Source organism: Streptomyces candidus, assembly GCF_014207445.1.
Classification (GTDB): domain Bacteria; phylum Actinomycetota; class Actinomycetes; order Streptomycetales; family Streptomycetaceae; genus Streptomyces; species Streptomyces candidus.
In genome coordinates this window covers 232,908-244,684 of sequence record NZ_JACHEM010000013.1, presented here as the reverse complement: position 1 = coordinate 244,684, position 11,777 = coordinate 232,908, and the positions used below count along the sequence as shown (strand labels likewise).

10 protein-coding genes are annotated in these 11,777 nt (G+C 74.2%); 4 read left to right on the top strand and 6 right to left on the bottom strand.

Translation table 11 applies throughout. The features are described from left to right. Positions 1 to 11 precede the first annotated feature (11 nt). The 4 genes from HNQ79_RS24360 to HNQ79_RS24345 all read left to right on the top strand — a co-directional run bounded on the left by HNQ79_RS24360 (position 12) and on the right by HNQ79_RS24345 (position 4,308). The gene (locus tag HNQ79_RS24360; RefSeq protein ID WP_185034528.1) at positions 12 to 1,088 is read left to right on the top strand and encodes an ABC transporter permease; all 1,077 of its coding nucleotides are present in this window, start codon (positions 12 to 14) and stop codon (positions 1,086 to 1,088) included. Further along, the gene (locus HNQ79_RS24355) at positions 1,085 to 2,041 is read left to right on the top strand and encodes an ABC transporter permease (protein WP_185034526.1); all 957 of its coding nucleotides are present in this window, start codon (positions 1,085 to 1,087) and stop codon (positions 2,039 to 2,041) included. Before HNQ79_RS24360 ends, HNQ79_RS24355 begins: the two co-directional genes overlap by 4 nt. Further along, a complete protein-coding gene (locus HNQ79_RS24350) occupies positions 2,038 to 3,045 on the top strand; it encodes an ABC transporter ATP-binding protein (protein ID WP_229923651.1) in 1,008 nt (335 codons plus the stop codon). The genes HNQ79_RS24355 and HNQ79_RS24350 overlap by 4 nt, the downstream gene beginning before the upstream one ends. 225 nt (positions 3,046 to 3,270) lie before the next feature. Then, the gene (locus HNQ79_RS24345; RefSeq protein WP_185034522.1) at positions 3,271 to 4,308 is read left to right on the top strand and encodes an ABC transporter ATP-binding protein; all 1,038 of its coding nucleotides are present in this window, start codon (positions 3,271 to 3,273) and stop codon (positions 4,306 to 4,308) included. A 75-nt stretch (positions 4,309 to 4,383) separates the two neighbouring features. Here HNQ79_RS24345 and HNQ79_RS24340 read toward each other — a convergent pair whose 3' ends face one another. From HNQ79_RS24340 to HNQ79_RS24315, 6 genes are all read right to left on the bottom strand, one after another. After that, complete coding sequence (locus HNQ79_RS24340) at positions 4,384 to 4,587, bottom strand: CsbD family protein (protein WP_185034520.1); 204 nt, start codon at positions 4,585 to 4,587, stop codon at positions 4,384 to 4,386. An 89-nt stretch (positions 4,588 to 4,676) separates the two neighbouring features. Continuing rightward, the gene (locus HNQ79_RS24335) at positions 4,677 to 5,645 is read right to left on the bottom strand and encodes a bifunctional riboflavin kinase/FAD synthetase (protein ID WP_185034518.1); all 969 of its coding nucleotides are present in this window, start codon (positions 5,643 to 5,645) and stop codon (positions 4,677 to 4,679) included. Positions 5,646 to 5,858: 213 nt separating this feature from the next. After that, a complete protein-coding gene (locus tag HNQ79_RS24330; RefSeq protein WP_185034516.1) occupies positions 5,859 to 9,686 on the bottom strand; it encodes a S1 family serine peptidase in 3,828 nt (1,275 codons plus the stop codon). Between the two features lie 240 nt (positions 9,687 to 9,926). Beyond that, positions 9,927 to 10,832, bottom strand: coding sequence for a tRNA pseudouridine(55) synthase TruB (gene truB, locus HNQ79_RS24325; protein ID WP_185034515.1), 906 nt, complete (start codon positions 10,830 to 10,832; stop codon positions 9,927 to 9,929). Then, complete coding sequence (rbfA, locus tag HNQ79_RS24320) at positions 10,829 to 11,278, bottom strand: 30S ribosome-binding factor RbfA (protein WP_185034514.1); 450 nt, start codon at positions 11,276 to 11,278, stop codon at positions 10,829 to 10,831. Before rbfA ends, truB begins: the two co-directional genes overlap by 4 nt. Before the next feature lie 27 nt (positions 11,279 to 11,305). After that, complete coding sequence (locus tag HNQ79_RS24315; RefSeq protein WP_185034513.1) at positions 11,306 to 11,599, bottom strand: DUF503 domain-containing protein; 294 nt, start codon at positions 11,597 to 11,599, stop codon at positions 11,306 to 11,308. Between the last annotated feature and the right edge of the window lie 178 nt (positions 11,600 to 11,777).

The following is an 11,777-nucleotide window of genomic DNA, read 5'->3' as shown; positions in this document are numbered from 1 at the left end:
GCTCCACGTCCATGAGCACCACCCGTTCTCCCGCCGAGGGGCGGGGGCCGGACGGCGGCGTCGTGCGGTCCGGCCCGCCGTCGCCCACCGGCTCCCGCGGCTCCGGGCCCCGGGCCGCCTATCTGCGTTACGGGGCGGGAAAGCTGGGCGGTGCGGCCGTCTCGCTCTTCGCCGTGCTCGTCACCAGCTTCTTCCTGTTCCGGATCATCCCGGGCGACCCGGTGCGCGCGATGACGCACGGCCGCCAGGTCTCGTCAGAGCAACTCATGGCGCTGAGACGGCAGTTCGGGCTCGACCTGCCGGTGTGGCAGCAGTTCACCGAGTACTGCGCCAAGGCGCTCGGCGGCGACCTGGGCACCTCGTACCAGTTCCACGCCCCGGTGGGCGAGCTGATCGCCGCGAAGTTCCCGGCGACGCTGCTGCTCACCGGCGTCGCCGTGCTGGTCTACTCGACGCTCGGTCTGTGGCTGGGCACCCGCTCGGCATGGCGGCACGGCAGCCTCGGCGACCGGGTCAACACCGGGGTGGCCCTGACCCTCTGGTCGATCCCGGCCTTCTGGCTCGGACTGCTGCTGATCATTGTCTTCTCGGTGGGCATCGGCCCCCTTCCGGGCCTGTTCCCGACCGGCGGCATGGAATCGGGCAACGAGACGGGCCTCGCGCACGTGCTGGACGTCGCCCACCACATGGTCCTGCCGGTCACCACCCTCGTCGCGGTCGGTTACGCGCAGACGCTCCTGGTGATGCGCTCCTCGCTGCTGGACGAGATGGGCAGCGACTACCTGACGACGGCACGCGCGAAGGGGCTGCGGGACGCCCTCGTACGGCGCAGGCACGCCGTACCGAACGCGCTGCTGCCCACCGTCACCATGATCTTCATCAATCTGGGCCACGTGGCGGCCGGCTCGATCCTCGTCGAGACGGTGTTCTCCTGGCCGGGGCTCGGCGGACTCTTCTACGCGGCGCTCAGCGTGCCCGATCTGCCGCTCGTACAGGGCCTGTTCGTGGTGTTCGCGGGCGCGATGATCCTGATGAACCTGCTCGCGGACCTCCTTTATCCGCTGCTCGACCCCAGGGTGGCCCGATGACGACCGAATCCGCGCCGAAGCCTCCCCCGCAGGACGCTCCCGACCCGCCCCTCCCGGCCCCGGGGAGCGCGAAGGCCCTCGCGCGGGCCCGCCGCCGCAGGTCCGCCGCCCGCTTCTGGAAGCAGTACCGGGCGCACCGGTCGGGCCTGTTCGGGCTCGCCGCGCTCGCGCTGATCGCCGCACTGGCACTGGCGGCACCCCTTCTGGTGGGCGACGACGTGCAGAACGTCACCGACGCTCCCGGCGGGGCGCTCGAATCACCGAGCGGCCGATTCCCCCTGGGAACCGATCAGTTCGGGCGCGACCTGCTGGGGCTGCTGCTCTGGGGGACGAGGGTCTCGCTCGCCGTCGGACTGATGGCGGCGGCTCTGTCGGTGGCGATCGGCACCCTCGTCGGCATCCTGGCCGGGCACTTCGGCGGCTGGTTCGCCACGGTCTCGATGCGGGTCACCGACTGGTTCCTGGTGATGCCCTCGCTGGTCCTGGCGATCGTCCTGGCCACGGTCCTGTCCCACAGCATCTGGACGGTCGTCCTCGCCATCGGCGTCGCCTCCTGGCCGACCACCGCCCGTCTCGTCCGGGCCCAGACCCTCGCCGTGGAGTCCCGCCCGTACATCGAACGCGCCCGTGCCCTCGGCGGCGGCCACGCGCACCTCATGACCCGGCACGTCCTGCCCAACGTGATGCCGCTGGTCCTCGCCCAGACGACCCTCGGCATCTCCAGCGCCATCCTCACCGAGGCCACCCTCGCCTTCCTGGGGCTGGGCGACCCCGACGTCGTCTCCTGGGGCGGCATGCTGCAGGACGCGCGCGAGACGGGTGCGGTGTCGTCCGGGCACTGGTGGTACCTGGCGCCGCCCGGCATCGCCATCGCGGTCGTCGCCCTCGCGTTCACGCTGTGCGGGCGGGCGATCGAGTCCGTGCTCAACCCGAAGCTGGGAGTGGCCCGTTGAGCACCGCGACGAACACCGGCGCCCCGCCCCTCCTGGAACTGCGGGACCTGCACGTGACGTACGGCACGGACGTGCATGCCGTACGGGGGGTCAGCCTCACCCTCCCGGCCGGGCAGAAGCTCGGCGTCGCCGGCGAGTCCGGGTGCGGCAAGTCCACCCTGGCGCTGGCCCTGCTGCGGCTGCTGCCCGCGAGCGCCCGGCTGTCCGGGGAGATCCTGCTGGACGGCGAGGATGTCCTGACCATGAAGTGGGGCCGGCTCCGGGCCGTCCGCTGGGCGGGTGCCTCCCTGGTCTTCCAGGGCGCGATGCACTCCCTCAACGCGGTGCACCGCGTCGGCGACCAGATCGCCGAACCCCTCCTCGTGCACGGCCTGGCCACCCCGGACGCGGCCAGGCGGCGCACCGCCGACCTCCTCGAACAGGTCGGTCTGCCCGCCGCGCGCGCCGACGCCTACCCGCACGAGCTCTCCGGCGGCCAGCGTCAGCGCGTCATGATCGCGATGGCGCTGGCCTGCGACCCGCAACTGATCGTCGCCGACGAGCCGACGACGGCCCTGGACGTGATGATCCAGGCGCAGATCCTGCGGCTCATCGAACAGTTGGTCGCCGAGAAGGGCATCTCGCTGCTCATGATCAGCCACGACCTCGCGGTGCTCGCGGACACCTGCGACCGTCTCGCGGTGATGTATGCAGGGCGGGTGGTCGAGGAGGGGCCGGCGTCCACCGTCCACACGGCGGCCCAGCATCCGTACGGGCTCGCCCTCTCCGCCGCGTTCCCGCGCATCGGCGACCCGGCTTCCCGGCGGGCGCCGCGAGGCCTGCCGGGCGATCCGCCGGACCCGGCGCTGCTTCCGTCCGGGTGCACCTTCCACCCCCGGTGTCCGGTGGCGCTGAACGCGTGCGCGACGGAGGACCAGGCGCTGAGGGAGGCGGGGCGGGGGCACTGGGCCGCCTGCGTGCACGTGGGGGCACGGGGCACGTCCGCGCACGCCGGACCGGGCTGACGCGCCGGTCCCGGGGCCGGCCCGCTCGCCGCGCCCGGCGCGCCGCACCCGGCTCCGCCCGACGCCCCGGCGACCTGCCCGCCCGGGTACCGTCCGGCCCGCGACCGCCTCTCACCGCCGGCCCGCTTGCCCCCCGTCGCTCGGGCCGCTCGCCCACCGTCCGGCCCCCACACACCCGGCCCGGCCCGCTCGACATCCGTCCGACCCCGTAAGGGAGCCCCGCCCATGACCACCGCACCGGCGGCCGCCGCACGGCCCGCCCCCGCCGCCCCGCTGCTCACGGCGAGCTCACTGCACATCACGTTCCCCGGGCGCCACCACGCTCCGCCGGCCCGTGCCGTGGACGGAGTCGACCTCGCTCTCGCGCCGGGCGAGATCCTCGCCCTCGTCGGCGAATCGGGCTGCGGGAAGACGACGCTCGCCCGCGCCCTGCTCGGTCTGGTCCGGCCCACCTCCGGCGAAGTGGCCTTCGCCGACGTCCCGTTGGATTACAGCTCGCGCGCCCTGAAGGCGTACCGCAGACGCGTCCAGCTGATCCTCCAGGACCCGAGCGGCTCACTGAACCCCCGGCACACCGTGTACGACGCCGTCGCCGAGGGGCTTCGCATCCACCGGTACGACGGGGACGAGCGCGCCGCCGTCGCCGAGGCCCTCTCGCGGGCCGGGCTGCGGCCGCCGGAGCGCTTCTTCCTGCGCTATCCGCACGAGCTCTCCGGGGGCCAGCGCCAGCGCGTCGTCATCGCGGGCGCCCTGGTTCTCGGCCCGGAACTCGTCGTCGCGGACGAGCCCGTCGCCTCCCTCGACGCCTCGGTGCGCGGCGAGATCCTGGCGCTGTTGCTGCGTCTGCGCGACGAGTTGGGCCTCTCCGCACTCGTGGTCACCCACGACCTCGGCCTGGCGTGGAACATCGCCGACCGCGTCGCGGTCATGTACCTGGGCCGCATCGTCGAGTCGGGGCCGGTCGAAGACGTGCTGACGAAGCCTCAGCACCCTTACACCCAGGCCCTGTTGTCCGTCCTCCCGGACGCGGGCCGGGAGCCGGTCGTCCTCGGCGGCGAGCCCCCGGACCCCTCCCGCATCCCGTCCGGCTGCCGCTTCCACGCCCGCTGCCACATCCTCGCCTCGGGCGAGGCGGAAGCGGCGGGCGTCGCCCAGAGGTGCCGTACGGACGAGCTGCCCGTCCTCCCGGCGGGTAGCGAGGAACCCCGGGTCGCCTGCCACTGGGCCACCCGGCGGACACGGGAGGAGCGGGGGCAGCGGTGAGAGGGCCGGTGACCACAACGGTGGAGGGCCCCGGCGCGCCGGGGCCCTCCACCGTTGTGCCTGCGCAGAACCGCCTCAGGCGTTGTCGTCCTTCTTGCCGGAGAAGGAGTCCTTGACGCCGCCCAGCTTGTCCTTGGCCTTCTCGCCCAGCCCCTCGGCCTTCGCCTTCAGCTGGTCGGTTTGGCCCTCGGTCTCCATGCGATCGTCACCGGTGGCCTTGCCGCCGAATTCCTTCGCCTTGCCCTTGAGCTTGTCGAACGTGCTCTCGCTGTCGGACACGGGGTTCCGCCTTTCGCCGGGGTACGCGTTCCGGGACTACGTTGCCGCAGCTCGGATCGTTCCGCACGTTGGGGCGGGCCGGTCGACTGCTATTCCGCTTCGGCGTCGGCCGTTTCGGCGTCGGCCGTGAGGACCCGGGCCTGCTTCACGTCGTCGGCGATCGCTTCGAGCAGTGCGTCGATCGACTCGAACTTGGCCATGCCGCGTACGTACGCCAGGAATTCGACGGCGACGTGCAGCCCGTACAGATCGAGTCCCACCCGGTCGATGGCGTACGCCTCGACCGTCCGCTTCTTGCCCTCGAACTGGGGGTTCGTGCCGACCGAGATCGCGGCGGGCATCCGCTCGCCGTCGGCGGTCAGCCAGCCCGCGTACACCCCGTCGGCGGGGATGGCGGTGTGCGGCAGGGTCTCCACGTTCGCAGTCGGGTAGCCCAGCTCACGGCCGCGCTGTTCGCCGCGTACGACCACGCCCTCGACGCGGTGCGGACGGCCCAGGATCTCGGCCGCGCCCGCCACGTCGCCCTCGGCGACGAGCCGCCGCGTCAGCGTCGAGGAGAACGGTTCGCCGCCGCCCGCCTCGCCGCTCACGAACAGGTCGATGACCTCGACGTCGTAGTCGTACGTGGGGCCCAGCTCCGCGAGGAACTGCACGTTCCCGGCGGCCCTGTGCCCGAACCTGAAGTTCGGTCCCTCCACCACCAGGCGTGCGTGCAACTTGTCGACCAGCACCTTCACCACGAACTCGGCCGGTGACAGCTTCGAGAACTCGCTCGTGAAGGGGAGGATCAGCAGGGCGTCGACGCCGAGGCCCTCCATCAGCTCCGCACGCCGGTGGTGCGGGGCGAGCAGCGGCGGGTGGCTGCCGGGGCGGACGACCTCGCTCGGGTGCGGGTCGAAGGTCACCACGACGGACCGCACGCCCAGTTCGCGGGCGAGGTCCACCGTCCGCCCGATGATGAGCTGGTGCCCACGGTGCACGCCGTCGTAGGAGCCGATGGTGACGACGCTGCGTCCCCAGTCCTGGGGGATTTCCTCCAAGCCGCGCCAGCGCTGCACTGTGACCGCTCCTTGTACGTCTCTGGTACGTGATGTTGGCTGCCCCACGGGTCCGGACGGACCCCGAAGCCTGCTCTTACGCAGGTCTAAGACTGCCATGCCCACGCCCGGCCCCCCGCATCGGTGCCCCTCACCGGGCCGCCTCCGCGCCGCCCGCCGACCGTCGGCACGCCCGTCCCGCCGGCCGTCCCGTCCCCCGGTGCCTCCCGCGGCTCACGGGGGCGCTGCCGACCCGCTCCCGGCCCAGCGGCCGCGGAGCCGGCCGCCCTCCCGCGTGCTCTCCGGGTCGGCCACCGCCTCGGCCGCCCCGCTTCCGGGCGGCCCGTCCGCCGGCCCGGTCGGCCCGTCGCCCGGCCCTCCCCGCCCGCCGGCCCTCTCCTGCCCCGCTTCAATCTCCGCCAGCGCTTCGACCGCGCGTCGGGCGCTCGGGCCGATAAGCGCCGCCCAGTCCTGCGGCGCCTCCACCGACCAGCACACGACGCGCCGCGCGAAGCCCGGTACCTCGCGTGCCAGGGCCACCAGTCGCCGGTCGAAGCGGGCCGCGCCCTCGGGTGTCCGTACGAGGAGCGTGCCGGTCCGCCGCACCAGGTCCCGGGTCCGGGCGTCCGGCCGCTGCCCTGAGCCAAGCGCCGCCGCCCGCAGCACGGCGTCCAGGACGGCCGCGCCCCGGGCCGAGGCGTCGTCGTGGCGCGCGTACTCCTCGTACTCGACAAGTACGTCGAGCAGCTCCGCCCGCAGCGGCGCGGAGGACGGACTGCCGGGCGTGGCGAGTACGGTCGCGAACGCGCTGCGCGTGTCCGCGGGACTCCCCCGCAGCAGCCCGCGCACCAGCGGCAGCAGCACCCCGCGCGCCGCCGGGCCGCTCTCCAGCCGGGCCTGGACGAACTCCGCGGCGTGCACCGCGCCCTCGGGGCGCCGTGCCACGTACTCGGCGACCAGGGCGGCCGACCGCCGCGCGAGGGCGGGCGTGGTCACCGTGGCGAGCGCCCGCAGCACCTCCCGGGCCCGTGCGTCCACGCCGTACAGCCCGGCCCGCAGCGTCGCCAGCACCGGCTCCGGGTGGGTGGCCAGCGCGGTGACCAGTGCGGCGGCGGGGACCCGGGGCTCGCCGACCACGAAGGCGGCCATCGCGCGCGGCAGGTACCGCGACCGGGTCCTGGGGTCCCGTACGAGCAGGGCGAGCGCCGCCCCGTGCAGGCTCACGTCCGCGCCCCGCCCCAGCAGTGCCAGCGCCGCGCACCGCAGCTGTTCCCGGTCCGCCTCCGCCGTCGCGTGCGGCGCGGCCACCAGCCCGTACGACGCAGCCGCCACACGCCGTTCCACCCGGTCGTCGTGCGCCCACCGGACGACGGCACGGCACAGCGCGGAGGGTTCGTCCGCCGCCAGCGCGCGCAACAGTTCGTCGGCCCGTGGACGTCCTGCTTCCACCAGCGCCTCCACGAGGTCGTCGAGGGCCGGCCGACGATGCGTGTGCAGCAGGGCCTGCGCCACTTCGGCGACCGTCGCTCCGGCCCCGCCGGGCAGGACGCGCTCGTCGTCGAACCACCCGCACAGCAGTATCTGCACCCGTCGCAGGTCCCCCCGCAGCAGCCGTGCGACGGCGTCGAGGTACCGGTCGGGGGGCCGCCCGTTGCGCCCCGCCGCGCTCTCCGGCGCGCCGTCGGCGAGCACCAGTACCCGCAGCAGGTCGACCCGCTCGGCCTGGTCGACCCCGAGCCGCTCCCAGAACCAGGGGCCGAACGTGCCCAGCCCGTCGCCCAGCCCCTGCGGCCCGCCCGCCCGCAGCGACCGGGCGGTCACCGCTTCCGCCAGTTCCCGCAGGACGCCGCTGTACGGGCCGAGGGCGGGCACCCGGGCCAGGGTGTCGCTGATCAGGTGGGCGGCCCACCACTGGGCGTCGGCGCTCTCCGGCGAGTCCAGCACTTCGAGACGGCGGATCAACTCGCTCATCCGGGCCGCGAGTTGTCCGGCGCCGTGGTGGCGTTCCAGCAGGAGCATCGCTTCGACGACGGGCCCGATCCGGTGCCGGGGCACGGGCAGCACCCGCCCGGCGCCGGCCGTCCGGCCGTTCTGCGGCGCACACGTGGAGGAAGGCGAGGGTGCAGGGGCTCCGCGCGCGGCGGGATCCGCTCCTCCCGCCGCTCCCCGCTCCGCCGCCTGCGCGGGCACCCGCCCCGGGCCCGCGGCCGCCCCGGCTCCGACGCCCACCAGCCGCTCCACCGCCTCCCCCAGATCCAGGTGCGCCCCCTGCACCCAGTCCGCCACCTCCTCGTGCGCGAACCGGTAACCGCCGCCCGCCGGGACCAGCACGCCCTCCGTCAGCACCGCCGACGCCCACCCGGTCCGCCACGGGAAGATCTCCTCGAACGCCTCCCGTGCCAACTCTCCCTGCCCCGGTCCCAGGCACCGCCGCGCCGCCTCGTGCACCCGCCCGGAGACCTCCGCTGCCAGCCTGCGCACCGCCGTACCTCGCAGGGCGGGGCGGTGCGCGGCGGCCACCCGTACCGCCACCCGCAGACACATCAGGCCCAGGCGCGCCTCGAACACCTCCTCGCGCGTCGGGCACCCTTCGACCGCTCCCCCGGGCACCGCGGCCCGCACCTCCGCGAGCAGCCGCAACGTCAGCGGATGCCGTGCGTCGGCCTCCCCCAACGCCCCCTCCCGCACCGCGTAGCGCTCCCGCGCGCACGCCGCCTCGTGCTCGGTCAGGTCGCCCAGCGCCACCGCAGGCGGCAACCGCTCCGCCACCCCCGGGTGCAGCGTCTCCGCCGGGTACAGGGCCCCCGCCTGCTCCCAGTGCTCGGGACGGCAGGCGACCACCAGCCGGGCCCCGCACTCCCGCAGCCAGCCCGCCGTCCCCGCCGTCCACTCGGCCGTGCGGTGCGCCAGCACGGGCGGCATCTCCTCCGGCCCGTCCAGGAGGACGAGCAGCGGCCGCCCGGCGTCCCGCGCCAGCCGGGCCACCCGCTCCGGTGTGGCCACCCCCATGTCCCCCGGCGTTCCGGAAGCGGCGAGGATCCGGCCGGCCTGCGCCAGGGCCCGCCCCACCGCGTCCGCGACGGACGCGTCCCCGTCGCGCAGGTCGGCCCCGCGCAGCCATACGGTGGGGGCGGGCGCGGGCCCGCACGCCCGCCGCCCGGCCAGCGCCGCCAGTTCGGTGGTCCGCCCGGTCCCGGGCACCCCCACCAGGCCGAGGACAGACGCCTGGGCCGCCTCGAACCGTTCGAACTCCGCGACGAGCCAGGACCGTTCCACCGGTTCCCGCCATGTGTCCGGACCCGCCGATCCCACCGAGGTGGCGGTGAGCTGGAGCGCCCCGGCCAGGTTGAGGTCCCTCCCGTACGCGGGCACGGTCGCCGCGTTCCGCCGCAGCAGTTCGCCGAGCGGACCGCCCCGCCCCTGCCCGCCGGTCAGCGGTACGGCGAAGCCCGCCGCGCGGTGGACGGCGGGGACCTCCCCGTCCCGCATGGAACCGGGGGCGTGCGGAAGCAGGGACGTCGCGAGCACCGCCAGCACCGTCCCGGTCTCCGCGTCCAGCACCGGCCCCCCGGCCGCCGCCCCGCCCGGCCGCAGCGCGTCGCTGCCCGCCGTGCCCATCGCCAGTTCCATCGCCCGGTCGAGGAGGTGGACGCGGTCCGCGGCGGTGTGCCTGACGGGCGCGGCCCCCAGTACCCGCGCTTGCCGCCACCCCCCGGCGGCCACCCGCACGTACGACCCGAGGGGCGCCGAGGCCCGCACCGTCACCGGCAACGGCCGCACTCCGAGCCCCTCGGTCCGTACCAGGGCGAGCCCCGCCTCCGGCAGCGGCACGAGGGCGTCCGCCCCGACCCGGCAGGTCCGGTCGCCGGGGGCGTGCAGCAGCAGTCCGCTCAGGCCGTCGACGACCTCGTGGCTGGTGACGACGGTTCCCAGGTGGTCGGCGACGAAGCCGGTGCCGCGCGGACGTCCGGCCGGGTCACAGATCCGTACGAGCACGGCCTGGGCGACCGGCGCTGCCTGTGCGGCCGGTCCTGCGGGCCCGGCCGGTGGAACCGACGCCATAAAGAAGCACCCCCTGCCCACGACCGTAGGCAGGGGATGATCAGCGAAAGAAGGACGCCTGGCGAAAGCGCCCCCGGTCACTCCCCGCATTCACTCCGAGCGCCCGCCCGAAGGGGTGAATCAAACGCCGGGAACGGACAGACCCTGGAGCAGGGGGAGGGAGCGGGAGGGGATCGTGGAGCGGGCAGCACGTCGTCTGCCCGCTCCACGGTTTCGCCCGACCCGCGCGCGGCGGGCGGGTCAGCCGAAGACCGCCAGGCTCTTGGCCTTGCCCCGCTGGTCCTCGACGAGGGCGAGCAGGCGCCCGTCGGGCCCGTAGACGGCGACCGGGTTGCGCGGGTGCGCGGTCATGTCGATGCGCACACCGTTCATGATCAGTCCGGCGCGCTTCTCGTCCACGTCCCAGCGTGGGAACGCCGCCGCCGCGGCGTCCGCGATCGGCATGACGGCCAGCTCCTCCTGGTGCTGCTCCAGGGTGCGGGCCGCGTCCAGACCGTACGGGCCGACCCGGGTGCGGCGCAGCGCCGTGAGGTGCCCGCCGACGCCGAGACCGGCGCCGAGGTCGCGGGCCAGGGCACGGATGTACGTGCCCGACGAGCAGACGACGGAGACGACCAGGTCCACGACGGGCGTGCCGTCCTCCGCGACCGCCGGGCGCACGTCGTACACCTGGAAGGAGGAGACGGTGACCGGACGGGCGGGGATCTCGAAGTCCTCGCCCTCGCGGGCCCGCTTGTACGACCGCTTGCCGTCGATCTTGATGGCGCTGACCTTGGACGGCACCTGCATGATGTCGCCGGACAGCTCGGCGACGCCCGCGTCGATGCCCTCACGGGTCACCGCGGAGGCGTCGGTGGAGGTGATGATGTCGCCCTCGGCGTCGTCCGTGAGGGTGTTCTGGCCGAGCCGGATGGTGCCGAGGTACTCCTTCTCGGTGAGCGCGAGGTGGCCGAGCAGCTTGGTGGCCTTCTCCACGCCCAGGACGAGGACGCCGGTGGCCATGGGGTCGAGCGTGCCGGCGTGGCCGACGCGGCGGGTTCTGGCGATCCCGCGCATCTTGGCGACGACGTCGTGCGAAGTGAAGCCGGACGGCTTGTCGACGATGACAAGTCCGTCCGGCGTCCTGCTCACTGCTGTGTCGCTCATGCGGTGGCGTCGTCCTCGTCGTCGTCACCGGGCTTCTTGTACGGGTCCGCGTCGCCGGCGAACATGGCGCCCGAGGACACCTCGCGCACCTTGGCGTCGTTGGCCCGCGCCTTGTCGAGCAGGCTCTCGATCGTCTTGGCGTTCTCCGGGAGGGCGTCCGCGACGAACGTGAGGGTGGGCGTGAACTTCGTGCCCGCCGCCGCCCCGACCGCCGAGCGCAGGATGCCCTTGGCGCTCTGCAGGCCGGCGGCCGCGCTGGCGCGGTCCTCGTCGTCGCCGTACACCGTGTAGAAGACCGTGGCCTCCCGCAGGTCACCGGTGACGCGGGTGTCCGTGATGGTCACGTGCGTTCCCAGCCGCGGGTCCTTGATGCCGCGCAGCAGCTTCTGGGCGACCACCTCCTGAATGAGGTCCGCCAGCTTCTTCGCCCGAGCGTTGTCGGCCACTGGTCCTTCTCCTTGTTGATTACGTGCTCAGTCTTCGTCACTGTGCAGCCGCCGTCGTACCGACAGCAACTCCACCTCGGGCCGGGCGGCGACCATGCGCTCGCACCGGTCCAGTACGTCTGCGAGGTGCCCCGTGTCGCCGGACACCACCGCCACGCCGATCTCGGCCCTGCGGTGGAGGTCCTGGTCACCGACCTCCGCCACGCTGACCGCGAACTTGCGGTGCAGCTCGGCGACGATCGGACGGACGACGGAGCGTTTCTCCTTCAGCGACCGTACGTCGCCGAGCAGGAGGTCGAAGGACAGAGTCCCCACATACATGTGTGTCCGGATGTCCCGCCGGTTCGGGGTCGTGTACCCCTGCCTCTGCTTGGCAGGGACACCAGAACCGTACACGCAACGGCCGGGGCCGCTCGACGGAAATAATCTCCGCCGAGCGGCCCCGACCACTGCTGACATCAGGGGCTGTGCCCCGGGTCACGGTTCTCGCTGCGTGGCT